Annotated in this window: 21 protein-coding genes; 13 read left to right on the top strand and 8 right to left on the bottom strand. The window is 54.3% G+C overall.

Going from position 1 to position 25,856, the window contains the following annotated elements; all coding sequences use genetic code 11:
* Nucleotides 1-13: 13 nt before the first annotated feature.
* The 4 genes from Q5705_02055 to Q5705_02040 are packed head-to-tail and all read left to right on the top strand — an operon-like array spanning nucleotide 14 to nucleotide 4,375.
* Entirely contained in the window at nucleotides 14-1,189 is a 1,176-nt protein-coding gene (locus Q5705_02055; GenBank protein WLI77371.1) for a M20 family metallopeptidase, read from the top strand.
* Nucleotides 1,186-2,289 carry a mandelate racemase/muconate lactonizing enzyme family protein gene (locus Q5705_02050; GenBank protein ID WLI77370.1) on the top strand — a complete coding sequence of 368 codons (1,104 nt, stop codon included), beginning with the start codon at nucleotides 1,186-1,188 and terminating at the stop codon, nucleotides 2,287-2,289. Before Q5705_02055 ends, Q5705_02050 begins: the two co-directional genes overlap by 4 nt.
* On the top strand, nucleotides 2,273-3,442 hold the full coding sequence (locus Q5705_02045) for a Xaa-Pro peptidase family protein (protein ID WLI77369.1): 1,170 nt from the start codon (nucleotides 2,273-2,275) through the stop codon (nucleotides 3,440-3,442). The genes Q5705_02050 and Q5705_02045 overlap by 17 nt, the downstream gene beginning before the upstream one ends.
* A 9-nt stretch (nucleotides 3,443-3,451) precedes the next feature.
* Nucleotides 3,452-4,375, top strand: coding sequence for a dihydrodipicolinate synthase family protein (locus tag Q5705_02040; GenBank protein WLI77368.1), 924 nt, complete (start codon nucleotides 3,452-3,454; stop codon nucleotides 4,373-4,375).
* Here the strand turns inward: Q5705_02040 and Q5705_02035 are convergent.
* On the bottom strand, nucleotides 4,359-5,429 hold the full coding sequence (locus tag Q5705_02035; protein WLI77367.1) for a CTP synthase: 1,071 nt from the start codon (nucleotides 5,427-5,429) through the stop codon (nucleotides 4,359-4,361). The two genes, Q5705_02040 and Q5705_02035, sit on opposite strands and share 17 nt — an antisense overlap.
* A 68-nt stretch (nucleotides 5,430-5,497) precedes the next feature.
* On the opposite strand from Q5705_02035, the gene Q5705_02030 reads away from it, so the two are divergent.
* Nucleotides 5,498-6,706, top strand: a complete 1,209-nt coding sequence (locus Q5705_02030) for a pyridoxal phosphate-dependent aminotransferase (GenBank protein ID WLI77366.1) — start codon at nucleotides 5,498-5,500, stop codon at nucleotides 6,704-6,706.
* Nucleotides 6,707-7,110: 404 nt separating this feature from the next.
* Here the strand turns inward: Q5705_02030 and Q5705_02025 are convergent, their stop codons facing one another.
* Nucleotides 7,111-9,021 carry a sigma 54-interacting transcriptional regulator gene (locus Q5705_02025; protein ID WLI77365.1) on the bottom strand — a complete coding sequence of 637 codons (1,911 nt, stop codon included), beginning with the start codon at nucleotides 9,019-9,021 and terminating at the stop codon, nucleotides 7,111-7,113.
* Nucleotides 9,022-9,259: 238 nt separating this feature from the next.
* Here Q5705_02025 and Q5705_02020 point away from each other — a divergent pair, with 238 nt between their 5' ends.
* The 5 genes from Q5705_02020 (at nucleotide 9,260) to Q5705_02000 (ending at nucleotide 14,513) form a co-directional block, all read left to right on the top strand.
* Nucleotides 9,260-10,456 carry a CoA transferase gene (locus tag Q5705_02020; GenBank protein WLI77364.1) on the top strand — a complete coding sequence of 399 codons (1,197 nt, stop codon included), beginning with the start codon at nucleotides 9,260-9,262 and terminating at the stop codon, nucleotides 10,454-10,456.
* A gap of 10 nt (nucleotides 10,457-10,466) precedes the next feature.
* Nucleotides 10,467-11,384 carry a hydroxymethylglutaryl-CoA lyase gene (locus tag Q5705_02015; protein WLI77363.1) on the top strand — a complete coding sequence of 306 codons (918 nt, stop codon included), beginning with the start codon at nucleotides 10,467-10,469 and terminating at the stop codon, nucleotides 11,382-11,384.
* 22 nt (nucleotides 11,385-11,406) lie between these two features.
* Entirely contained in the window at nucleotides 11,407-12,747 is a 1,341-nt protein-coding gene (locus Q5705_02010) for an MFS transporter (GenBank protein WLI77362.1), read from the top strand.
* A gap of 186 nt (nucleotides 12,748-12,933) precedes the next feature.
* Nucleotides 12,934-13,899, top strand: a complete 966-nt coding sequence (locus Q5705_02005) for a hypothetical protein (protein ID WLI77361.1) — start codon at nucleotides 12,934-12,936, stop codon at nucleotides 13,897-13,899.
* A gap of 5 nt (nucleotides 13,900-13,904) precedes the next feature.
* Nucleotides 13,905-14,513: a hypothetical protein gene (locus Q5705_02000; GenBank protein ID WLI77360.1), complete on the top strand. Its 609-nt coding sequence runs from the start codon at nucleotides 13,905-13,907 to the stop codon at nucleotides 14,511-14,513.
* A 65-nt stretch (nucleotides 14,514-14,578) separates the two neighbouring features.
* On the opposite strand, the gene Q5705_01995 is transcribed toward Q5705_02000, so the two are convergent.
* Nucleotides 14,579-15,493, bottom strand: coding sequence for a LysR family transcriptional regulator (locus Q5705_01995; protein ID WLI77359.1), 915 nt, complete (start codon nucleotides 15,491-15,493; stop codon nucleotides 14,579-14,581).
* Nucleotides 15,494-15,622: 129 nt separating this feature from the next.
* Here Q5705_01995 and Q5705_01990 point away from each other — a divergent pair, with 129 nt between their 5' ends.
* Nucleotides 15,623-17,008 carry an MFS transporter gene (locus Q5705_01990; GenBank protein WLI77358.1) on the top strand — a complete coding sequence of 462 codons (1,386 nt, stop codon included), beginning with the start codon at nucleotides 15,623-15,625 and terminating at the stop codon, nucleotides 17,006-17,008.
* Between the two features lie 123 nt (nucleotides 17,009-17,131).
* Here Q5705_01990 and Q5705_01985 read toward each other — a convergent pair whose 3' ends face one another.
* Nucleotides 17,132-17,674, bottom strand: coding sequence for an NUDIX hydrolase (locus Q5705_01985; GenBank protein WLI77357.1), 543 nt, complete (start codon nucleotides 17,672-17,674; stop codon nucleotides 17,132-17,134).
* Between the two features lie 195 nt (nucleotides 17,675-17,869).
* Here Q5705_01985 and Q5705_01980 point away from each other — a divergent pair, with 195 nt between their 5' ends.
* On the top strand, nucleotides 17,870-18,691 hold the full coding sequence (locus Q5705_01980; protein WLI77356.1) for an alpha/beta hydrolase: 822 nt from the start codon (nucleotides 17,870-17,872) through the stop codon (nucleotides 18,689-18,691).
* 81 nt (nucleotides 18,692-18,772) lie between these two features.
* Here Q5705_01980 and Q5705_01975 read toward each other — a convergent pair whose 3' ends face one another.
* From Q5705_01975 to Q5705_01960, 4 genes are all read right to left on the bottom strand, one after another.
* A complete protein-coding gene (locus Q5705_01975; GenBank protein WLI77355.1) occupies nucleotides 18,773-20,551 on the bottom strand; it encodes a thiamine pyrophosphate-requiring protein in 1,779 nt (592 codons plus the stop codon).
* A gap of 87 nt (nucleotides 20,552-20,638) precedes the next feature.
* On the bottom strand, nucleotides 20,639-22,174 hold the full coding sequence (locus tag Q5705_01970; GenBank protein ID WLI77354.1) for a sensor domain-containing diguanylate cyclase: 1,536 nt from the start codon (nucleotides 22,172-22,174) through the stop codon (nucleotides 20,639-20,641).
* 80 nt (nucleotides 22,175-22,254) lie between these two features.
* On the bottom strand, nucleotides 22,255-23,475 hold the full coding sequence (locus Q5705_01965; protein ID WLI77353.1) for a diguanylate phosphodiesterase: 1,221 nt from the start codon (nucleotides 23,473-23,475) through the stop codon (nucleotides 22,255-22,257).
* Between the two features lie 105 nt (nucleotides 23,476-23,580).
* Nucleotides 23,581-24,228: a GntR family transcriptional regulator gene (locus Q5705_01960; GenBank protein ID WLI77352.1), complete on the bottom strand. Its 648-nt coding sequence runs from the start codon at nucleotides 24,226-24,228 to the stop codon at nucleotides 23,581-23,583.
* A gap of 246 nt (nucleotides 24,229-24,474) precedes the next feature.
* Here Q5705_01960 and Q5705_01955 point away from each other — a divergent pair, with 246 nt between their 5' ends.
* The gene (locus Q5705_01955) at nucleotides 24,475-25,839 is read left to right on the top strand and encodes an MmgE/PrpD family protein (GenBank protein ID WLI77351.1); all 1,365 of its coding nucleotides are present in this window, start codon (nucleotides 24,475-24,477) and stop codon (nucleotides 25,837-25,839) included.
* Nucleotides 25,840-25,856 lie beyond the last annotated feature (17 nt).

The raw sequence follows: 25,856 nt of genomic DNA, 5'->3' as shown, positions 1-25,856 counted from the left end.
TTCTGGAGTGACTATGACGATTTACCAGGTTGACAGCGTGCGCATGAAACGCGACTTGAGCGCGCTGGTCGCCATCAATACCGAAAACCCGCCGGGGCATGAACGCGAAGCCGCCGAATGCGTCGCGGGCTGGCTTACGCAGGCGGGGTTCGATCTTTCCTTCAGCGAATACGCGCCGGGGCGCACGAATGTTATCGCGGTGCTGAAAAACGGTGCGGGCCCTTGTTTCGCGTTTAATACCCATCTCGATACGGTGCCTGCCGGTTCCGGCTGGACGGGCGACCCGTTCACACTTACCGAACGGGAAGGGCGACTGTATGGCCGCGGTTCGTGTGATGCCAAAGGCCCGCTGGTGGCGATGGTCGAAGCGCTGCGTTTGCTAGCCGCGCACCAGGAAGCATGGTCCGGCACGTTGATGGGCGTGTTTACCGCCGATGAAGAGGTGGCCAGCGAAGGGGCGAAGTTTTATGTCAACGACGCGCCTCCGGCGATCGATTTTGCTGTGATTGGCGAGCCTACCTCGAACGCGACATTCTCGGCCCATAAAGGCAGCCTGCGCCCGCGCGTGAAAGTAAAAGGCGTTACGGCGCATTCCGGTACGCCGGAACTGGGCATCAACGCGATTTATCAATCCGCCAAATTGCTGGGGATGATTGAAGAAGCCCATCACCAGCAAGTGCGCTGCCGCTGCCATGCGCTGGTGGGCAATGCCAGCCTGACGGTGACGCGGATTCATGGCGGCCATGCGGATAACGTAGTGCCAGACAGTTGCGAGTTGCTGCTCGATCGCCGCATGGTGCCGGGCGAAGACGAAGACGCAGTGAAAGCCGAGCTGCAACAACTGCTTGAACATGCGAAAGCGACGTCCGGCATTGAGGCGGAAATCACGGCCTGGCAGCCGACCACCGGCGGCGCGACCGAAACCGACAGCAGCGAAGCCATTGTGCAGCACAGCCTGACGGCCTGTCGCCGTCATGGTCAGGCGCAACCCGGCCCGTTTGGCTTTCAGGGCGGCTGCGATCTGGTGCACTTTCGCGCACTTGGCGCCAAAGGCGTGGTGATCGGTCCCGGCAGCCTGGCGGTTGCCCATAAGCCGGATGAGTTTGTGCCGGTTGAGGAGTTTATTGCTGCCGCATCAATCTACCTGGATGTGGCACTGGCGATGCTGGCGCAGGAGTCTGCATCGTGAAAGCGCAACTGTGGCGCGGCGAACTGCACTACAAAGGCGTGACGCTGCACACCGCCGCGTCCGGCGCTATCCATGCGCTCGATACGCTGTGGTTGCAACTTAACGACGGTAAACATCAGGGCATCGGTGAAGTGCGGCTCAATATCAGTTACCTGCACGGCTACAGCGAAAAACAGGTGCTGGCGAACCTGATATCGGTTCTGACAACGTGGGACTGGTCGCGTGAACCGCAGGCGATGCTGAACGCGGTGCATGCTGTCGATTCCGCGCTGCTGGCGCCCGCACGCATGTTGATCGACATGGCGCTGCACGATTTGCTTGCACGTAAGGCGAGCGTCAGCCTCGCGTACTGGATTGGCGCGAATGGGACGCCTGCGCGCTATCGCACCAATCAGACCCTGTTCTGGGGGAGCGAATCGCAAATGATAAAGCAGGCGCGGCGCTACGTGGAACGCGGCTTTACCCAGTTGAAACTGCGCACCGGCGTAGCGGATTTCGCCACCGATCTGGCACGGCTGAAAACGCTGCGTCAGGAATTTGGCGATGGCATTTCGCTGGCTATCGACGTCAACGGATGCTGGTCGCCCGACGACGCGCACCGCGCGTTTCCGGCCCTGCGCGAACTTGGGCTGAGCTACGTCGAACAACCGCTGGCCCCCAAAGACGACGAGCAACTTGCAGGGCTGCGCCAGTACGGTCTGCCGATCATGCTGGATGAAAGCCTGCACAGCAGCGCGACTATTGAGCGGTTGATCGCAGCGAAGGGCGCGCTGTGGGGCCATCTCAAACTGGTGAAGCTCGGCGGCATCACGCCGACGCTTGCCGCGGCGCGTCGCCTGCAAGCCGCTTCTATTCCCTTCATGATTGGGCAGATGAACGAAGGCCATGCGGCGACTGCGGCGGCGTTACAACTTTGCCGCGTGCTGCAACCTGAATTTGCCGAACTGTATGGGGCTGACGGCCTGGCTGACGATCCGGTCAGCGGGCTCACTTATCGCCACGGCGAGGTCGTGGTGAACGATTCTCCCGGCCTGGGCGTGCATTTCAATGCCGCGCGCGCCACTTTCCTTCAGGAGTTTTGTCATGCAACAACCGAGTAATGTTATCCAGGGCAGTGAATCTGCCTTTAGTGCGCAAGAGTACGCAAGCCGAATCCACCGCACGCGCGAGAGTCTGAACGCTGCCGGTGTGGACGTGATGATTGTCACCGGGCCGGAAAATATCTTCTGGTTAACCGGTCAGCAAACTCCCGGTTATTACACCTTCCAGGCCCTGTTGTTGCCGGTAGAAGGGGAGCCGGTGTTTGTTATCCGCCAGCTCGAATATTTCAATTTTATCGCCAACACCTTTATTTCGGACGCCGCCATTTATCAGGATGGCGATAACCCGGTCGATTTTCTGGTCGGCATGCTGCAACAGCGCGGCTGGCTGAATAAGCGCATTGGGCTTGATAAACGCGGTTGGTTTTTGCCAATCGCCGTGTACGAAGCGCTGCAAAGCAAGCTCGGCAGCATTGCCGATACGGCGGGTGTGATTGAACCGCTGCGGGCGGTGAAATCTGCCGCTGAAGTGGAAAAAATCGCAGCGGCGGCGCGCTATGTCGATGCCGGGATGCAGGCTGGCATGGCGGCCATTCGCGCCGGAGCGGATGAAAACGCGCTGGTGTCGGCGATGATGGGCGCGGCGATCGCTGCCGGGTCTGAATATGTCGGCATGGAGCCGCTGGTCTCCAGCGGTCCACGCAGTGGCGTGCCGCACGGTACCTGGCGTCGTCGCGTGATGAAAGACGGCGACCCGGTATTTCTCGAAATGGCCGCCGCCCATGACCGTTACCATGCGGCACTGATGCGTTCAGCCTGGATTGGCCGCCCGCCCGTCATCGCGCTGGAGATGGAAAAAGTGTGCCAGGACGCATTGCAGGCAGCCCTTGATGCGATACGCCCCGGCGCAACCTGCGCAGAGCCGCACATTGCCTGCCAGAAGGTTATCGATCGCGCAGGCTTTACGGACAACTTCAAAAAACGCACCGGGTATTCGATTGGCGTCGCCTTCGCGCCAGACTGGGGCGAGGGCGGTATTCTCAGCCTCTACAGCGGCGTCACGACCGAACTGCAACCCGGTATGACCTTCCATATTCCGCCCGCGCTGCGCATTTACGGTGAATTCACGGTTGGCGTGAGCGAAACCGTGGTGGTGACTGAAACCGGCTGTCGTCCGCTTGGTTCGCTGGCCCGTCCATTAACGCTGTTGTAAGGAAAAATAATGAAAGACATCAACGAGTGCCGTGACCGTTTGCGTGGCATTTTTAACATCACCGTGACGCCGTTTACCGCGACTGGCGAGCTCGATTTTGCAGCCCTGCGTGAAAATATCGACCGCGTCATTAACCTTGGCTATGACGGTTTACTGATTGGCGGCACCTATGGCGAATTTCCGGTGATGTCGCTGGCAGAACGCCGTGAATTGTTCATCAAGGTGATGGATTGCGTGCAGGATCGCGTTGCGGTGATGCTGTGCAGCGCCAGTTCCGACCCGCGTGAAGCGCGCGAACTGACGGTGCTGGCGAGCGAACTGGGTGGGCTACCGATGGTGACCGCTCCGTTTGTCAGCGAAATCACCGACGAACAGATTCTGGCCTATTTCCGCGAGATGGCGCCGCTGTCGAAAACCGGCATTCTGGTCTACAACGCGCCGGGCATCGGCATTACGCTGTCTCCTGCGCTGCTGGAGAAGCTGGCGGAGATCCCGGGCGTGGTCGGCATCAAGCAGGGCGATCTCAACCCAACGGCTATCGATCAGATAGCCAACCGCCTGCGCGGCAAGCTGCGCCTGTTCTGCGCCTCGGATCTGGCGTTTCTCGGCCCGATGATGGCCGGTTTCGATGGCATCAGCACGACTAACAGCGGCGCACTGCCGGAGTTGGTGCTGGCAACGTATCGCGCGCTGGAGAAGGGCGACAGCATCACCGCGCGCGATCTGCATCAATTGTGGTTCGACTACCGTACGCTGGCGCGCCAGCACGGGCAGCCGCAACTGGTGAAGGCGGCAATGGCGTTGCGCGGTTTCAACGGCGGCACCGTGCGTGCACCGCTTCTGCCCATCTCCGACGAAGCGCTGACCGCGCTGACCAGCGTAATGAAACGGCTGGCCAGCGATGCCCGCAGTGGCGTTACGCTGGCAGGTTAAAGACCGCGCGTAGAAAATCCACAAACAGCGGATGTGGGGCATGCGGACGGGACATCAGTTCAGGGTGTCCCTGAAGCCCTTGCCAGAATCGGTGTGCGGGATGCGCTATCCCTTCGACAATGTCGCCGGTTTGCGCACTGATCACAATATCGCTGGCCGCAAGCTGCGGCAGCAAATGCGGATTGAAACGATAGCGATGGTTGTAATGCATCAGGTTAAACGGCGGGTCTGCCGGAAATGGCAGCACGCCGCAGCGATGGCGTTGGTCGTCAAAGGCCACAAAGCTGTGGATGGGCGCATCGGGCGCGACTTCCGCCAGCATCGCCTGTTCAAACCCGTCGTTACGCTGTACGGCAGCGGTGCACATGCTCTGCATGCCGAGGCACAGACCGAGTGTGGGGATGTTGCGTTGTAGTGTGGCATGCGCCACGGCGATTTGCCCGCGCACGACAGCCATTGACGCGCCGCCAGGTAACACCACGCCGTGCAGATCGTCCAGTTCGTGCAGTGTGTCAGAAAGCGCGGCGGGCGACAGAAAACGGATGTCGGGCGCAACGCCAAGGTGGTCAGCGGCGGCCCGCAACGCGGCGAGATTCGCCGGGTAGGCATCGCGCTGATCGCGTTCACTGCCGAAAAGCCCGATACGCAAGGGATCTGGCGATGATGGCAGGGAATTGGCGTCGACGGCGAAGTGCAGCAGCGTTTCGTTACCGTTACGCAGCAGTAACGCAGCGCCAGTGGTCTGGCTGGAAAAGCGCCGACCCGGCAGGTGTGCAACTCGTTCGGCATCTGTCGCAGCGACGACGATAACGGCATCGCATGTGGGCAGTTGCCCGATATCGCGGGTTTCGTGTTGCAGCGTATCACTGCGAAATAGCCCGCTGGTCACGCAGTAACCTGCGCGAGCAACATGTTGATAACTATCAGCAAAATCGCCTGAGAAGCGGGGCCGCAGGCTCCACAACGGAAGCTGTTGCTGGTTGGCCCACAGGCTGGCGGTCAGGCCGTAACGCGCCGGGACAGGGGAATCGTCAAGAATGAAGATCGGTAACACGGCAAATGTCCTGCTGTTGTTGGGTCGTTAATTGTATTAGTTGAACCAATACATACAAAAGAGGATTTATGAATAGTCAGCAACTGGCCCGGCGTATGCAGCGGGTTCGTCCTTCGCCAACGGCGGCCATTTCCGACCAGGTTCGTGCCCTGGAAGCAGAAGGGAAAAAGGTAATTAACCTGGGGGAAGGGGAGCTGGATTTCGCCACCCCGGACAATATCAGCTACGCCGGGATTGCCGCGATTGTCCATCAACAGACCAAATACACGGCGGTGGCCGGAACGCGTGAGCTGAAAACCGCAATTGCAGCGAAGTTCTCCCGTGACAATCGATCGTCTTTTGCTGCCGATGAAATCATCGCAGGCAGTGGCGCTAAGCAGTTGATCTTCAATGCTTTGCTCGCGACGCTGGATGCCGGGCAAGAAGTGATTATTCCTGCGCCGTATTGGGTTTCTTACCCGGATATGGTGGCGCTGGCCGAAGGGGAACCGGTGATCGTGCCGTGTGAGGAACGCCACGGCTGGAAGTTACAACCCAGCGATCTTGCCGCAGCGCTGACGCCCGCCACGCGCTGGGTGATCCTCAATTCACCTGGTAATCCCACCGGCGCGGTTTATAGCGCGCAGGAGTTGCGCGCGCTGGCGGAGGTGTTGTCCGACCATCCTCAGGTGTTGATTATGTCGGATGATATTTATGAGCCTTTGCGCTATGACCAGACGCCGTTCAGCACCTTTGCTGAAGCGGCGCCGCAGCTTGCGGATCGCACGCTGACCGTCAATGGCGTATCAAAAAGCCACGCCATGACCGGCTGGCGGCTGGGTTATGCGGCCGGTCCCGCCTGGCTGATTGCCGCGATGCAGATCCTGCAATCGCAGAGCACATCTAATCCCAGCAGTATTTCGCAGGCGGCGGCGGTAGAAGCATTAAATCAGCCAGCGGAATTTCTTAGCGACTGGCTGCAAATCCTCGATCGCCGCCGCCAGCGCGTGCTTGCCATGATTGAAGAGACAGAAGGGTTAAGCGCCAGCGCACCGCAGGGGGCGTTTTATGTTTTTGCCAACTGCCAAAACCTGTTGGGACGCATTACGCCATGCGGCAAAACGCTGACGGATGATAACGCGCTGGCAAGCTGGTTGCTTCAGGATGCGCAGGTCGCCGTGCTGTATGGATCGGCATTTGGCACGCCGGGCTATTTGCGTATTGCCTATGCTGTGGAGGACGCGACACTGGAAATAGCGTGTCAACGGCTTAAGACATCATTCGCCAGGCTGCGTTGAGCTTGTAATGAAAAAGTATAAGCCGCTGCGTGCGGTTTATGCTTTTGGCAGGGTGTAGCGAGGCGCGTCTACAGGAAACCGTGCGCCTGAGTGCGCAAGTGCTGGAACAGATCCTTCCGGCGTGATTTGTTTTCGCATACATGCCGCCAAAAAGCGGTAATGACAGAGAACACACCGTGAAGGGGAACGGGCCTGAGGATGGTTGAGGACGTAGGTTTCCCTTTATAGACACGCATTCATCACATTTAACATAATATACATTATACGCACCGATGTTGAATAAAGACGAATCCGCCGTTTTGCCGTCGTGATTGTGCTGCTCCTTTTTAGCATTTATGGCGATGCCGCTAACGCTTACCGGGCTTACAAACTTCTCCGACACGACGTCCGATAAATGCGGCTGCTCAGCCACAACTCTTCATTTTCCGCCACAGACTCATTTTACTGATGCCAAGCTGCATCGCGGCTTTGTCCTGGTTCTGCTCATATCGATTCAGATAATGCGCAATAACCTGGCGCTCCACATCTTTTATTATCTCTTTCAACTGACCTTTGCTCAGATCCACGCGTACCGGCTCGTTACTCTGACGCGGGCTCGTCGTATCCGAAAATGTAAACCCGGTAAGCGTCAACATTTCATGCAGCGAATAATGTGGAAAACCCACCGACAATAGCGCCAGCCGCTCAATAATAAAACGCATTTCGCGGATGTTCCCGGGCCAGCGGTACGTAGCAAACAGATCCACAAACTGTTCAAGCAAATGCTCTGCTGCGGTTTCACACAGAAATTTACTGGCCAGATAACGGAAATCACCGGCGCGTTCACGCAGCGGCGGCACGGTCAACGGCAAAACATTCAGCCGATAAAACAGATCACTGCGAAATGTCCCTTCCGCAGCCATGCTTGCCAGCGAACGGTTCGTCGCGCCAATAATGCGGACATCAACCGTAATGACATCTTTACCGCCGATATGCATGATTTCATACTCCTGCAACACCCGCAGTAATCGGCTCTGAATGGGCAACGGCATCTCGCCAATCTCATCCAGAAACAGCGTGCCCTGATGCGCCAGTTCAATCAAACCCTCCTTCCCTTCCCGCTTTGCTCCGGTAAACGATCCTCCTTCATAGCCAAACAGTTCACTTTCCAGCAAATTTTCCGGAATAGCCGCGCAGTTAATGGCTACGAATGGCCCGCTTTTTCGGCTGCTGTGGTTATGAATGCTTTGCGCAAACAACTCCTTACCGGTGCCGGACTCCCCGTAAATCATCACCGGCGAATCGGTCCGGGCATACACCTGAGCCAGTTTTTTCACTGCCTGCATTTCACGATTGGCCGAAAAAATATGATCGAAGGTATAACGCGCAGCGAACCCTTTTTTCTTCAGCTTGCCGCGAATAATGCGCTCAACTTTCTGCATCTGCGGCGTATCGGTGAAAGAACACACCACACCAATACAGGCTTTTCCCATGAACATTGGTACGCGGCTGGTAATAATCGAGGTGTTTTCCAGCTCCTGAAGCTCGCGTATCTCTGGTGCTTTTGACAATAACACCTGATTGATACGCGTATTTTTAATAATGCCATCAATATGTTTGCCCACAACTTGCGTCGCAGTCAGGCCGAAAATCGTCTCAGCAGCTTTATTAAATATCTGAATATCATTGTTTTCATTGGTGACAATAATGCCTTCGGTGATCGATGACAGGATGATTTCCAGCCGGGTCATGTCCAGCATTTTACGTTTCGTCGTCTCAACAATGGCGAGTGCTTCTCGCAATGCGCTATTCACAGACTCCACGCCATTTTCAATCAAAATGCCTTGCATCTCATATTGCCTGGCAATTTCCGTTACCGGACAGCCGCCAGTGATGGTTGCATAATTTTTTGCGCGACATTGCTGCAATTTCTCAGTCATATCACGGTGCGAAACGAAGACAAATTCATCAATGGCGATATTTAACGCGGTCGCCACGAGTACAACATCTGGTAAATATTTCTGATAATTAAAAAATGCAATTCTGTGCGGGTAATTTTTTAAGGGAATTAATGATCTGAGTAAGTCAGACATTGACGTATAAATATTAACAACAGGGATATCCGTCGCGTCAGAAATATACTCCGCCGTCCCACCTCGGCTCAATATCACATCGTAATAATCTCTATCAAGATTACGTGCAATGCTGGCAGCCTTTTCAAAGCTGCCATGATAGACATGGCAGTTAAATATCCCCGTACATTGTTCTAATACAATCCTTGCCAAATTAGGGTATGGCGTAATAAGGGCAAGATTAGGTAATGTTTTTTGCGTCATCGTGTAATCCAGGAATGTTGTAATTTTATTAAATAAATATCATAGTTGATATTAATAACACAATTGATATTTAATTAATTCATATATTACTTAAACCCCCAAGATAATAACTATTATAAATTCAAAGAGTTAATATGACATTATCGCGTTTTTAATTTCTGGCACGCATCTTGATTAATATTATTCTGAGTGGTTCTTTCCCTCACCTAATTACATTGCAAACTTACAGGAAATAGTTATGAACAATCAGTCTGGCGTATTAAATGGTGTGCGTGTTCTGGATCTAACACGCGTATTAGCGGGTCCTTATTGCGGAATGATGTTGGCAGATTTTGGAGCAGATGTTATTAAAATTGAGTTACCAGGTAAAGGTGATGATTCCAGAGCTAACGCGCCACAAATTAATGGCGAAAGCGCCTATTTTATGAATCTGAACAGAAATAAGCGCGGCATCACGCTTAACCTGAAATCAGAGGAAGGTCGTAATATTTTCCTTGAGATGGTACGCAACAGCGATATTGTTCTGGAAAATTACCGCCCCGGCGTAATGGAAAAACTTGGTCTGGGATATGAAAACTTGCGTGAAGTTAACCCGGCTATTATTTACGGCGCGGTTTCCGGATTTGGCCATACCGGCCCTTATGCTAAGCGTGCAGGATACGACATTATCGGCCAGGCCATGAGCGGCCTGATGAGCACCACCGGCTGGCCGGACGCGCCCCCTACCCGTACCGGCACGGCCATTGCGGATGTTGTTGGCGGCATGAGCTGCGCGATTGGAGTGTTGGCGGCGTATGCGAACCGGCTCAAAACCGGCGTCGGTGACAAAGTAGACATCGCCCTGGTGGATTCAATGGTTTCGTCGCTGGAAATCATCAATATTATCTATCTCAACACCGGCCGTATTCCAACGCGTATCGGAAACCGTTACGAAGCGATTTATCCTTATGACTCCTTCCAGGCCAAAGATGGCTACGCCATTATCGCCTGCGGCAATGACAAACTCTTTGGATTACTTAAGCAGACACTGAATATTCCTGCGCTGGATGACGAAAAATTCCGCACAAATATCGACCGCGTAACCCACCATGCAGAACTAAAATCCATCCTCGAGTGCTGGACTCGCGGCCAGACAATTGACCAGATCGTGGAAAAATTGTTGGCTGCCGGGATTCCTGCTGCACCTATCAATACTATCGATCGCGTTACTCAGGATCCGCATATTGCCAAAGCCCGCGAAATGTTTGTCGATATTGAACATCCAGTCGCAGGCAAAATCACCATGACCGGTAATCAGGTTAAATTCACTAATAAGAAAACCTCTATCCGATTTCCCGCCCCCACGCTTGGCCAACATAACCATGAAGTATTGCAAGAGTTATTGGGTTATTCCGACGAAAAAATCGAACAGTTGATCAATTCTGGCGTGCTGTAAGGTCATACTTATGTCAAAAATTATTCAAATTACAGAAGTGGGGCCAAGAGATGGTTTTCAGAACATTAAATCACCCATTCCTACAGATTTAAAAATTACCGTTATTGATAATCTGATTGATGCAGGATTAAAACATATTGAAATAACGTCGCTGGTTAGCCCGAAAGCCATTCCACAAATGGCCGATGCGCAGCAGGTTATTCGCCATGTCCTTAATACTCACCCTGATATTACGCCATGGGTATTAGTACCCAATGGCCGGGGTGCACAATTAGCCCAGGACTATCAGGTAAAAAATATCAATTACGTTGTTTCGGTTAGCCCGGCGCATAACAAAGCCAATATTAATCGCACCCATCAGGAATCGCTGGAAGATCTGTATAAAATCCGCCATGCCTTTCCCGCGCTGAATATTACGCTGTCGCTGGCAACCGTTTTTGGCTGCCCATTTATTGGCGCAACGGACGTCAACAGCATGCTGGATATTATTAAATTCGCGCACGATCTGGGCATTAACCGCGTCACGCTCTGCGACACCATCGGTGTCGCCAATCCCCGCCAGACCGCGAGGATCCTGCAAACCGTGCAACTGAAATTCCCGGATATGGATTTCGGTTTGCATATGCACAACACGCACGGCATGGCGCTCGCCAATATGCTGGCCGGTTACCAGAACGGCATCACACGTTTCGAAACCGCAGTTGGCGGCCTCGGCGGGTGCCCTTTTGCCCCTGGTGCAGCCGGAAACTCGGCGACAGAAGACGCGGTAAATATGTTTAATCGCATGGGATTACATACCGGCATTTCAGTTGAGGCATTACTGAAAGTGTCGGCCGGGATACGTGAAACTATTGAACCTTGTTTATTAAGCAGTCTTTCTCGTGCCAGAACCTACAGCGAATTTGATTTTTGTGGTGACAAAAAATAAATAATAATTCGGAAAATAAAATATGAATAATAAATCAGACAAACCCAAAATGACGCATTACAGATGGTGGGTGATGAGCTTTATATTTGTCATCTACACCGTCGCCAATGCCGATCGCGCGAATATCGGTTTCGCAATACCGTTTATTCAGGACGAATTTAAAATGTCCAACACCATGGCGGGCGTGCTCATCAGTTTATTCTTTGCCGGGTATGCGTTCTTTCAGATACCTGCCGGATATCTGATCAAAAAGTATGGCATGCGAAATATCTTCGCGTTGGGCATGTTATTAACCTCAATCTTTACCGGTTTGATGGGCGTCGTGAATAACGTATTCGCGCTGAAATTCCTGCGCTGCCTGGTGGGCATCAGTGAAGCGCCGGTCGTGATCGGTTCTACCGCCACCATCAACCAGTGGTTTCCGAGCAAGGAAAAAGGTACGGCGACAGGCCTGTTTCTGGCGGGTTCGAAATTCGGCCCGCTGATTGTGCCAGCCCTCTGCGCCTGGATAATCATGACGTGGGGATGGCGCTATATCTTTGTATTCTTCGCCATTCCGGGGATTATCTTGTCCCTGTTCTGGTTCTTTATGGTGCGCAATAAGCCCGAAGAGAGCCGTTTTGTGAACGCGCAGGAAGTGGCGTATATCCGCGAAGAGACTTCAGAAGACACACCGAATGCCGCCACCCAAGCGCAGCAAAATACACTGAAATATTGCTGGCTGGATAAGCTGATTCGCACAAAACACGTTGATGAGCTTACCTCCTCAAAGCAAGTGTTTCGCTGCTGGGATATCTACGGCGTGGCGCTGGGCTATTTCTCGATGGTTGGTATTGTCAGCGTGCTGATGTCCTGGTTGCCAAAGTACCTGATTACCGAGCGCGGTTTCGATTTAACCAGTTCGGCAGTGCTGGCGGCAGCACCCTTTCTTGGTACGGTATTAGGTAATTTCTTAGGTGGAGTGCTTTCCGATCGGGTGTTGAATAAAAGACGCAAACCACTGATGCTGCTTAGCGCCGGAGCCACTATTTTTACCATGTATTCGCTGGTCTACGCGCCGGAAAGCAAAATCATTCTGTCATTGATGCTGTTCCTGCTTGGCCTGATGTTATCCCTTGGTTATTCCGCCTATTCGGTTTATGCCATGGGTCGCGCCAATAAGGATATTTATCCGATTGCTTACAGCGTTATCAATATGGGTGGGCAACTGGGCGGCATGTGTATGCCGCTGCTGGTCGGCGTCATCCTCGATGCCTGGAGCTGGGATGCAGTATTTATGACCATGACCGGTTTCTGCGTACTCTGCTTTATTGTGGTCTCAACAGTGATTGAGCCGTTGTCGAAAAACGTAAAAATGATATAGCAATAAATCAATTCAGGGGGGGATAAATGCCCCCCTGTTTGCAAATTTATCCACACTAACCACGCATAAATCTGTTTGCGCCGGGAACCTCTTATTCGGAATAATCTTAATCTATTAAGATTACAGGAAACTTATCCTTATTTGCGACTGACCTGTCCTGTTAACGCATAAACATGGAGTGAATCAATGACTTTCCCCGGACAGATTACTAATACTCTTCCCGATTATGGTTTTGCACGCAGCATGGGTTTAGCCCCCGGTGGAGATTTTGATTTCACCTCTCTTGCCAGGCAATTAGATTGCACCAGGAATTTTAATCAAGTTGGAATTATCTATTCAGATGGCCCGCGCCAATGGCTGGTAAGACCTTCCAGGCGAATCGCAACGCCGAATCAGAGTACTGTAAGTCATATTATTGTGACAAAAGTCAACTCATATTCCCAACAAGGTGCAACACAAGCGTTAACGGATACAATTCAAGCACCCTCACTCACAACAGAAATTACTTCAACAGCCATTTCCTGTGGTGCTGCCGTCATAACAGGTGTGTTGGCATTAGGTGCTGGTGCCGCAGCGCCTTTAACTGCCGGAGCCTCAGGCGTTGTTGCGGCTATTATTGCTGCCGGTACTTTGGCCACCATCGCACAATGTGCTGCTGGCGCACTTAGAATTACCTTGATAGCCAGTGGGCATGACGATACTGTTACCTGGCTTGATTCTGAAGGGTGGTATACGGCAACGAGTACTGCATTAGATATTATTTCACTCGCTGGTGCGGGGGCTGGGATGAAGACCACTTTAGAAGCCTACAAGCTTGTTAGAGGTTCTTCTACAAACGTTGTAACCTGGCTCAAAGGGCTGGATAGAGCTTATCGTAGACGTATTACAGAAGACATTATTCGCGCCCAGAATCCCGGGATTTCTAATGCCGGTATAAAAGCTGCTATAAAAGCTGGTTTTTATCCAAAGCGCTTTCCGTCGGAAGCATTGCAAAATGCATTGCAGCGAGAACTGACAAATGCGCTTGTTAATACCTCTGCATTTGTCGGAAGTGCAATATCAGGAACGTTAAGAAATCCGCAAAATATGCAAAAATCTGGTCAGTATATTATCGGGTTGATTCAATCATTTTCGTTTACAGGAAGTAATTAATCGCGATGTTACTTTATATAAAGCGCAGCTATATCCTTAGCGCAGTCATCTCAAGGAAAATAAAAACAAACGATCTCGAAAAACTAGAGTTTTTGAAAGATCGACTAAAAGACAGATTGGGTGCGCCTGTAGGTTGGCATATGGTTGGTATATCTTTTGTTACCAGTATGGTTCTTAATGCATTAAGTTTTACCATGCCGCAATCCTTTGCATGGCTGGCGTTATTTCGCTGGGCCGAGTTACCTGAGTACGCAGTGACGGCAGCTATTTTACCCTTTATGTTCACCTATTGCGTTATCCTTGTTTCATCTCTTTTTTTTACTGCTCGTGGTTTCTTATGGGCGTTCAAGCTATATCTATTGATTACGCTTTTGACAGCTGTGTTGGCACTGAGTTTTTTCGTATTCGCTGTTATTTCTCTTGTATCTAGTGCAGGTAATATATCAACACTTATGATCTGTTCAGTATTAGGCTTGGTTTTTATTGCAAGTAGTATTAAATGTCTCAATTCCTCTTTGTTCTTTAGATCAAATGCTTTATACCTGCATAACCGAGTCTGGCGTAAGCAATCTAAAATTCAACAACAGCTCATCCAGACTATGAAAAGAAAATAGCGGCTATTCTGTTGGTACGTCACATTAATAAATGTAGAGAGAGCAAAAAAGCTCTATCTCCCTGGCTACCCTCTTCCATCCGGCATCAAGCGCCGACATACACCCAGCACAAACTGCCGCAGCCAGCGGTGCGCGGGATCCACTTCAGAACGCGGATGCCACATCTGCGATATGGTGATTGGCCGTGTTTTCACCGGCAGTTCAAACATGTGCAGCCCTTCCCCGGCAACGGAATTAATCAGGAACGACGCCGGCAGCAACGCGATGAGATCGGTCGTGCGTGCTACGGCCAGCGCGGCAGGAAAACCAGGCACCACGGCGGCGATCCGCCGGGTTAAACCCGCTTCTGCCAACCCATCATCCACCGGCCCGCTGAGCAACCCGCGCCGGGAAGCAATGACATGCCCCCAGGCGGTATATTGCGCGATCGTCACACTATCGCCTTGCGCAAGAGGATGTTCGTTTCTGACGACGCCGACAAACCTGTCTCTGAACAAGGCTTGCAGTCGGATCTCCGGCCCCATCTCACCCAGTACGCCAATTTCCAGATCGACCCGCCCTTCGCGCAGCGGCCCGGCGCTTTTCTCCGGCTTCGGCATAAAGCGCAACAGCACACCGGGTGCCTTTGCTGCGGCTTCGGCAATTAAGGTTGGCCCGAAAGCCTCCACAAAACCGTCGTTTGCCCGCAAGGTAAACATCTGCGTGAGCGAAGCAATATTGAAATCCGGCATGGCGGGTCGCAACACCGCCCGCGCTTCAAACACCGCATTTTGCGCACGCTCACGGATGGCTTCAGCATAAGGCGTCAGCACCATCGTGCGCCCTGCCCGCACCAACAGCGGGTCGCCGGTGGTTTCCCGCAGACGGCTCAGGGTACGGCTCATCGCGGAGGTACTCAGGCCAAGCCTGCGCGCAGCCGCCGCAACGCTGCGTTCTGCAATCAACGCATCCAGCGCAATCAGCAAATTAAGATCTGTCATGGCATCGTCTCTTTATCAAAGCGCGAAGATAAGGCGTTTGACGCAACATATTAATGCAACTGCTGCGCCTTCCGCCTTATATCACTGCAACGTACAGTGAAGGCAAGTAAAAATTCAGCAGAGGTATCTATGGAACTCTTTTCCCTGCAACCTGGCGATGAGGGATTACCGGGACGCGAACGCGCTTTCGCCATGTTTGCGGTGATGACCAGCACAACCATGGCGGTATTTGACGGCGCAATGGTGAATATCGCCTTGCCGCAAATAGCCCGTGCGCTGCACGTTAACGGCAGCGATGCGGTTTGGATCGCCAACGGCTATTTGCTTTCCACTGCCATGACGCTGGCGATTTTCGCCGCGCTCGCCACGCGCTGGGGCTTTCGCACGCTGTTTGCCACCGGGCTGAGCGTGTTCACCCTCGCCTCGCTCGGCTGCGCGCTTTCATCGTCCCTGGAAATGCTTGTCGCCATGCGCATCCTGCAAGGCATTGGCGGTGCAGCAACGCTAAGTATCGCCCCGGCGATCCTGCGCGCCATTTTCCCGAACCGGTTACTGGGGCGCATTCTGGGGATGAATGCGCTGTTGATCGCCTCCAGCACCGCCATCGCCCCGGTACTCGGCGGAACGCTGCTGGCAACGCTGAGCTGGCAATGGCTGTTTGCCATTAATATTCCGCTGGGCGTAGTCGCGCTGGCCCTGACGTTGCGGGTTATTCCCTCTAACAGACACACACAACGCGGCGCTTTCGACACCCTGGGCGCGTTACTTTCGGCAACGACCCTTGGCGCAGTGATAATGGCATCCGACGCTTTTTCTCACGCGGGTTCGCTGGCGCAGGCGTTGGTCTGGGGACTGGTTGCGCTGGTTGCCGGGCTGCTCTTTATTCGCCACCAGCGAAACGTTGCGCAACCGTTGCTGCCCCTTGAATTATTCACCTCCGCGCGATTTTCCCTGGCAGCGCTCACCTCGCTCTCTTCGTTTGTCAGCCAGGGCATAACCTTTGTGGCGCTGCCGTTTCTGTTCCAGCAGGTTTATGGTTACAGCGCGTTTAGCGCGGCGCTGTTGTTCACCGCCTGGCCGGTGGGCATTATTCTGGTCGCGCCTCATGCCGGGCGGCTTGCGGATCGCTATGCCCCGGCCCTTATTGCCACCAGCGGCTTATGCCTGTTTGCGATCGGTTTACTATTGCTGGCGCTGTTGTCGGAACATGCGCAGGCGTGGGATATCACCCTGCGCAGTCTGGTATGCGGGATCGGCTTCGGCTGTTTTCAAAGCCCGAACAACCGCGAGATGCTCGCCAACGCATCGCGCGAGTTGAGCAGCTATGCCTCCGGGATACTGGCGATTGTGCGCACCTTTGGTCAGTGCCTGGGAACCGCGTTTGTTGGCGTTACCTTTTCGCTGTACACCCAGCAAGCCGCCGCTATTCGGCTCTCATTGTGGCTGGCGGCGGGCGCAACGCTGCTGTCGATCTTGTTGAGTGTTAGCCGACTCAGGCAGGCGCGTTATCCGTAAATAACATCGTGAAAAGTTTAAGCATCATCCCCCAGACGCAGGACAATCGAACCGATGGCCTGGCGGGATGACAAACGCGCATCGCGTCCTCGTAACTTTCCATTGGTTTGCAAACTGAGAACATCACCCGAGCATCCCTTTCAGTTTCGCCAGCAGAAAAGCGGTGACCGACGTGGCATCGCTGATCGTGCCATCACAGATCAATGCCTCAAACTCAGCCATCGGCATTTTACGTGCCGTCAGGCCGAACTCCTCGGGATCCAGTGATTGCTGATGATGCGTCAGATCCTCAGCGAGGAAAATATGATAACCCTGGCTCGAATAGCCCTGCGCCAGTTTCTGGTAACCCACCCAGCGCATACTTCCGGCCACCAGTCCGGTCTCCTCCTGCAATTCGCCAGCGGCGACACGCAGCGGATCCTCATCTGGCGCGCATTCCCACGAGCCCTGCGGCAGTTCAATGGTGCGTTGATGAATGGGATAACGGAATTGCTCAACCACATACATGCTGTCATCCTGGCGGGCGATGATCACAACAAAATCTGCCTTTTCCACCACCGAATAGATCCCTTCATTACCATCTGCCCGCAGAATGCGATCTTCACGCAGGCACATCCATTTGTTGCGGTACACTTCGGTGGTGGCAAGGGTTTTGATATCCGACATCGTCATCCTCTCTGGCTTAATCGCGACGTTATTTATGCACCTTTTTACCATCATCTTCCTTAACAAGGCTCTGCAATTGTTCTGATTCTGCGTTGCCGCTTTGTGCCGTAACCCCTCGCCGAGTGCTCCGGGCTGCTACAGTTTTACGTTAGCGGTTCGTAAAAAACGTCACTCAATCTCAATAGAGGTAAGCCAATGAGCACGATCAAAACGCAGGATGGGACGCAGATCTATTACAAAGACTGGGGCACAGGCAAACCGGTTCTTTTCAGCCACGGCTGGCCGCTGGATGCGGATATGTGGGATAGCCAGCTTAATTTCCTCGCTGAGCGCGGTTATCGGGTGATTGCCTTTGACCGCCGTGGCTTTGGTCGTTCTGACCAGCCGTGGAACGGGTATGACTACGATACGTTTGCATCCGATATTAATGACTTGATCACCGCGCTGGATCTGAATGATGTCACGCTGGTGGGCTTCTCGATGGGCGGCGGTGATGTGGCCCGCTACATTGGTCGTTACGGCACGTCACGCGTGGCCGGGCTGGCGCTGCTGGGCGCGGTAACGCCGATTTTCGGCAAAACGGACGATCACCCAGAAGGTGTGGATAAGAGTGTGTTCGACGGCATTAAAGCGGGGTTGCGCAAAGATCGCGCACAGTTTATCAGCGATTTCGCGACCCCGTTCTATGGCCTGAACGCCGGGCAAAAAGTGTCTGATGGTGTACTGACGCAGACCTTAAATATCGCTCTGCTGGCTTCACTGAAGGGGACGCTGGATTGCGTCACCGCGTTTTCTGAAACCGACTTCCGCGCCGATGTGGCGAAAGTCGATGTGCCGACGCTGGTTATCCATGGCAGCAATGACCAGGTGGTGCCGTTTGAAGCAACCGGTAAGCTCTCGGCGGAGTTAATTGAAGGTGCCGAGTTGAAAGTGTATGACAACGGCCCGCACGGCTTTGCGGTAACGCATCAGGATCAGTTAAACAACGATCTGCTGGCGTTCTTACAGACGTTGTAAAACCCAATGTCGGGGGCGCTGACGCTTACCCGACCAGGGAATTCCCTGCCCGATAACCGGCGCGTTATCGGGCTTTTTTTGTCACTTCTTATGGAACAACTGGCTGGCGGTATCGCTTATTACCTGCACCGCGCCTCTGTCGCCTTTCGCCATCGAGGCCATAAACGCTTTCGCCTGCTTAAAGGTAATATGCGGCGGCAACGGTGCCACTTCCGGATCGGTTTTCACCTCTAAGACCACCGGGCGGTCGGACTGCAACGCCTGCTGCCAGGCACTCGCCAGCGCGTCCGGCGTATCAACAAAAATCCCACCCAGCCCGAGCGAACGGGCAAATTCGGCGTAATGCACATCCGGCAGTTGCTGCGTCGCTTCAAAACGTGGGTTGCCTTCCATCACCCGCTGCTCCCAGGTGACCTGATTCAAGTCCTGATTATTGAACACACAAATAATGAGGCGTGGATCGGCCCACTGCTGCCAGTATTTCTGAATGGTTATCAGCTCCGCCATATTGTTCATCTGCATGGCACCATCGCCTACCAGCGCCACCACCGTTTTCTGCGGCGCGGCAAATTTGGCGGCAATCGCATACGGCACCGCGGCCCCCATACAAGCCAGCCCGCCGGAAAGGGACGCCCGCTGGCCCTGTTTAACCCGGTAATCGCGGGCAAACCAGTTGGCGCAGGAACCGGAATCAGACGTCACAATCGCGTCGTCCGGCAATAGCGGCGACATTTCCCACACCACGCGCTGCGGGTTTACCGGGTTGGCGGGCGCCATTGCCCGCTGCTCCATCTGCTGCCACCACTGCTGGACATTTTTCGCTATCGTCTCCTGCCAGCTACGGTCGGTTTTCTGCTCCAGTAGCGGCAGCAACGCGCGTAACGTTTCCGCTGCATCGCCGTGCAAGTTGACTTCGCAGGGATAACGCAGGCCAAGCATCGCCGGATCGATATCAATTTGTACCGCGCGGGCATTGCCTTCCGGTGGCAAAAACTCGGTCCACGGGAAACCGCTGCCGATCATCAGTAAGGTGTCGCACTCCTGCATCAGTTTCCAGGAAGGCTCGGTGCCCAGCAGGCCGATTGAGCCGGTAACAAACGGCGCATCATCAGGCAGCACATCTTTGCCGAGCAGCGCTTTGGCGACACCTGCGCCGAGCACATTCGCGGCCTGCACCACTTCCACCGCCGCATTACGCGCACCCGCGCCAATCAGGAGAGCCACTTTTTTTCCGGCGTTGAGCACGTCGGCGGCGCGTTGCAGATCCCCATCGTGTGGGATCACGCGTGGGCGCTGATAGCCAGAGCCGGAATGGGTAAAGCCGTGCACATGTTGCGGTGGCTGCCAGGCTTCGTCTTGCACATCTTTCGGGATAATCACCACGCCGACCCCGTTTTGCGCCATCGCCACGCGCACGCCGCGATCCACCAGGTGGCGCACCTGCGCCGGTGTCGCCGCTTCCTGGACAAAATTCGCTACATCAGAAAAAACGCGATCGAGGTTCATCTCCTGCTGATAGCTGGCTCCGCGCGCGGTGGTCTCTGCCTGACCCGCAATCGCCAGGACCGGGGCATGATCCATTTTGGCATCGTATAAGCCGGTCAGCAGATGGGTTGCTCCCGGCCCGCCGGTCGATAAACAGACGCCGAGTTCGCCGGTAAATTTTGCGTGGCCGACGGCCATAAACGCCGCCATCTCTTCGTGGCGAACCTGGATAAATTCGATGCCGTCGCCTGCTTTGTTGGCGCGCTGAATAGCGCCAAGCACACCGTTAATGCCGTCGCCCGGGTAACCGTAAATGCGCGTCACGCCCCACTCTTTCAGGCGCTGGACAAAGAAGTCGCTGGTTTTCATGCTCATCGTGCTTTCTCCTTGCAGCTTCATTTAGAAACTTTAAGGGTAGACGATGCAAATGCCTGATGGCGGCTACGCCACCCGATAAAATGCCTACTGCGTGGCGGCTACCGCCCGGTTGCGCCCTTCAATTTTGGCCTGATAGAGCGCTTTATCCGCCCCCTCTTTCAACCGGATAGCGTCATCGAAATTCTGATCGGCAATAATGCTGTAACACCCGGCGCTGATGGTGACAATACTCTCCGGTCCGCTGGTGTTCACATGGGGGATTTGCGCATTGTGCACGGCAGCGACCGCCTGGCGCGCCACGCTCAGTGCGGCTTCCGGGCCGGTATCCGGCAAAATAATCGCGAACTCTTCGCCGCCGTACCGGGCAATCAAATCGCTCTGGCGCAGTTTCAGCTTCTGGATAATTTCCCCCACCCGACGCAGGCAGTTATCCCCGGCGACGTGACCATAGAAATCGTTATAGCGTTTGAAGTAGTCGATATCGATCATGATCAGCGCCACCGGTTTTTGCGTGATGGCAGATGCTTTCAGGCTTGTGCTTAAAAACAGATCGAGCTGGCGGCGGTTAGCAAGCCCGGTCAGGCCGTCGGCTAGCGCCATCAATTGCAGCGTATGGTTAATGCTGGTCAGTTCATCCCGCAGCATGGCGAGCTCTGTCTGGTTGCGTACATTCAGGCGTACCTGACGAAAAACAATCGACCCCATCAGTAGCGTGCCCAGTAACAACATGGCATTCAGTACCAGATCCGGCAGGCTGTCTTTTAACCAGTTTTCCCACAGCGCGGGTTTGTCATACCCGGCGGCAACCACCAGCGGGTAACGTTCCAGACGCGCAAAACCGTAAGTGCGCTCAACATGATCCAGTGTGGAAACCCAGGTCGCGTTGCCGCGATCTTTTTTTGCCAGTTCGCGGGTAAATAAAGGGCTCGAGGAAAGATTGCGATTGATGACTTCATCGCCGTACGGGCGCACATATAACGCCGAGCCATCGATATTGATCAGGGCCAGCAAGTCACGGTTTTGTAATTCAAAATAGGCGTAAAAATGGCGGAAATAGTCGATATTGACCGTTGCCAGCAGCACCCCCGCAAAGCCGCCGGACGCATCGCTGATGCGTAACGAGACCGGGATAACCAGATCGCCGGTAGACCGGCTACGGATCACATGCCCGATATGAATGCCGCCGTGGCCATTACGGCGATGGTAAACAAAATATTCGCGATCGCTGTTGTTCGACATTAACGGGATTTTGCCAAACGAGGTGGCTTTCATATTGCCCTGGGCGTCATACACAAACAGCCCGTGCAGTTGCGGTAAGCGGGATTTTAGCTCGGCGAGGTAAGTATCAAGATTGACGGTATCCGCTGACAGATTGCGGCGGATATCGCGCAGCACTAGCTCGGCCTGCAAAAAGGTATCTTCCGCCTGGCGTGCCTGTGAAACCGATAAGTTAATCGCATCCCGCTCGATGTCCGAGACAGCCCGCTCCCACGAACGGGTCAGCGTCCAGGTGCTGGTTGCCACACCCGCCACCAGCAATGCCACCATAAAAAAGGTGATGCTGCGCCCGAGGGAAGAATCGAGCGCCAGGGCCCGCGCTACCTGCTTTTTGACGTTCATCGACGGCCCTTGCCCCTAATTACATCCTTTGCCTGTTTTAAGCATAGAAGCGTGACGATTTATAAGCCAAACCGGCGACGTTAAAGGCAATCGAGGCGCTCAGGCCAGTTGATCGGTGGCACACCGTTAAGCGCCGGGCGGGCAAACAAAAATCCCTGGAAACGCTCAACGCCAGCGGCTTCAAGCCAGCACCACTCTTCCACTTTCTCAACGCCTTCAGCCACCACGCTGATTTGCAGTTCAGCGCAGCATTCGAGAATCGCTTTAACAATCGCCTGCTTCGGGCCATGCAGATGGATATCAGTCACCAGGGTGCGGTCGATTTTCAGTTTGTCCGGCTGAAATTTTGCCAGCAGCGACAGGCCAGCAAAGCCGGAGCCGAAGTCATCAATCGCCAGCCCAATCCCGGCCGCGCGTAACTGGCGGATCGCCCAGGTAAACTCTTCGTAACCGGAAATCACTTCATCTTCGGTTACTTCGACGATGATCTGCCCCGGATCAAGCTGATTAAGCCTTATCTGTTCAAGCAGAAAATCCACCGCGCCGGGGATTTTAACCAGCGACATCGGCAGTAAATTGATGGCGATTTTGTGGTTACCAATCCCCAGACGGCGCGCCATTGCCAGCGCCCAGCCTTTCGAGGCGAGATCGGCTTCATGCAGTTTATCTGGCGCAATAGTGGCGAAATAGTCCTGCGGGCTGCCGCCGTTTGGCCCACGGATCAGCGCTTCGAGTGAGGAGATTTTCCCCCGTAACGGTTCAATAATCGGCTGGAAGGCAAACTGACAGGGCTGATTGGGAAAAGCAGGCAATGTTTCGCTGGCGAACGGTGAGGTTTTCAGGGTGAAACGCCACTCTTCAGGTGACGTGTTACGTACTCCGCCATTGGTATTCGGTGAGGCGATAAAATGGCGGATAAATTTGTAGACCCGATCGTTGCTCGCCAGATTGTATTTCAGGGTGCCAAAGCGGAGGATAGCGCGTAGAACGGCAGCCGGACGCAGTGTCTGCAAATCGAACAGCACCATACCGCGATCGACAAAGCGGCGGCGCGGCGCAAAATCGCGCATTAACTCGACGATATTGCTATGACGCGGATCGGTGCTGATGCGTTCGAAAACGCTGTTTACTGAGGCCAGTGGTCCCTCAAGCACCTGTAAAAAGTGCTCGCCGTCGAACAGTAAAATACCCGTCACCTGCAACGCCGCGTTGTTCAGGCTTGCTCGTTCGACAAGATCAGTCAGTTGAGAGGGAACTAATGCCCGGTTCAGTCGGCTCCGGTAAATCAAAGTGGCTAACACGCAATGCTACCCTCAGAATGCCCACACAAAACCCGAATGGATGATGCCATCCCGGAAGTCTAGCAATTTTGTAAAACTCTCGTCCGCCGATTAAGGGGTAATCTGTTAGCGTTCTCGCTGGCTTAAAATCGCCAGACGGGCGCGATATCCGTTGCGGATATGCTGGCAGGCCGCTTCCTGCGCAGCTACGCGGTCACGACGCGCCAGCGCATCGACAATCGCCTGATGTTCGCGTTTTGCCTCTTCCGTGCGCTCTTTTAATTCATAGGTGGTGCTGCGCAACAGCGACAGATGAATACGCAGGTTGTCCAGCATCTCATTCAGATAGGGATTGTGCGTGGCGCGATAAATCTGACGGTGAAACATGCGGTTGTGATCGTGTAGCGCTTTGCTGTCGGTGAGCGACGCTTCGGTGTGTACCATCTCCTGTAACAGCGCGATTTCCGCATCCGACGCGGCGCTGACGGCCAGATCCATCGCCAGTCGCTCCAGCCCTTCGCGCACATCAAACAACTGGCGCAGACGTTCATAACTCAGTTGCGCCACCATCAACCCGCGCTGAGGGCCGGGTTCGGCAAGGCCAAGGGTTTGCAGGCGGTGCAGCGCTTCACGAATCGGTGTGCGGCTCAGCCCAAACTGTTCTGCCAGGCGCGTTTCCTGCAAACGCTCGCCCGGCAGCAGTTCCCCTGCTTCAATGGCGGAAAGCAAAATTTCAAAGGGCGTTGTGCCCGTATCGCGACCCGTGGATCTCAACTTTCAACACTCCGTTCATTTATAAAGTCAAAGAGGGATGCAGCATGCCGTGGCACATCTTGCCACAGTAACTGTGCTGCTTTTGCTTTTTTTGTTCTTAGCTTATCCAAAAAACATCTTTTGACGTTTTAAGAAACGCTGCTATGGTTACTTTATATCCATTGTATACAAATGAATTCATAAAAAGACAAAGCGTAATTATGGCTTCTTATTCACAAGCCAACATCAGGGAACTCTTGTTTCATAATGACAAATAAAGCCGAAGTTGCATTCACCCGGGGAGAACAGCTCAGCCGGTTTATCAGCCAGGCGCACCACCTGAACGTCCCGCCCGCCGTGCGCCATGAAGCCAAACGCGCGCTGATTGATTACCTGGGCGTTGCCCTCGGCGCGGTCAATGATGACGCGGTTAACGCGGTGCGCCAGGTAGCAAAAACCTGGAACGCCAGCGGCGAGGCGCGTATTTTCCTCTCAGGCACCACCACGCCTGCTCTCGCCGCGTTAGTCAATGCCACCATGGCACACGCAGCGGATTACGATGACACCCACCCTGCGGGCGCAGGCCACCCCGGCGGCCCGTGTTGGTCAGCGGCGCTGGCAATAGCGCAGGCGCATCCGGTAGAAGAAGAACAGGTGCTACGCGCATTTATTGTCGGGTTTGAAGTGATGGCAAAACTCGGCGGCGGCTGGGTACCGGGCGTCGGGCGCAACCTGCAACGCCGGGGCTTTCATCCCACGTCTGTTGTTGGTCGCGCGGGTGCGGCAGCCGTTGCCGCATCAATATTGCAACTGAGTGAAGAACAAGTGCGAAACGCCCTTGGCGCCGCGGCGACCATGATGGGCGGCTTGCAGAAATCCTCCGGCACGCACGGCAAACCGTTTCACGCTGGAAAGGCCGCAATGGACGGCATTCTCTCCGCACAGCTGGCCGCGGAAAATTTTGTCGGCGCGCACCATTTTTATGAAGCTGACGGCTGGGTAAAAATCTTTATCCAGGACGGCAGTGCAGAAATCCCTCCCCTCGATTTTGGCGAAAGCTGGGAGCTGTTAACCAACGGCTATAAGCTCTATGCCAGTTGTCGCGGCACGCATGCTTCCATTGAAACCGCGCGCAAACTCTACCCGCAACTTCAGGGGCGCACCATCACCCGCATCGCGGCGAAAGTGCACCCGATGGGCATGGTCAATGCCGGGATCATGAACCCGCGCACGCCGCTGGAGAGTAAATTCAGCATTCCTCACTGCATCGCCCTTTCCCTGTGCGGCTACGGGCTGACCGATACCGATTTCACCCAGGCCACCGTCGACGATCCGCGCCCGCGCGCGCTGCTGCCGCTGCTTGAAGTGGAAGCCGTGGACGGCCAGTCGGCCAGCTCAGCGTTTCTCGATGTCTGGCTGGACGACGGCAGCGTACTGCACGCCCACACTGATGTTTATCGCGGCCACGCGCAAAATCCCCTTAGCGATGAAGAGTTACGCGCCAAATTTGACGCCCTCACTATCCCGCAACTGGGCGAAGCGCGCAGCGCAGAACTCTATGACGCGGCGCTACACTTTGAACGTCCAGGATCTCTGGCGCGCATCACCGGGCTGCTTGCCGGCGACCATTAATTCTTCTTTGGCACAGG

This window comes from Kosakonia sp. H02 (assembly GCA_030704225.1).
GTDB lineage: Bacteria > Pseudomonadota > Gammaproteobacteria > Enterobacterales > Enterobacteriaceae > Kosakonia.
This window is presented reverse-complemented; position numbering and strand designations above follow the sequence as displayed.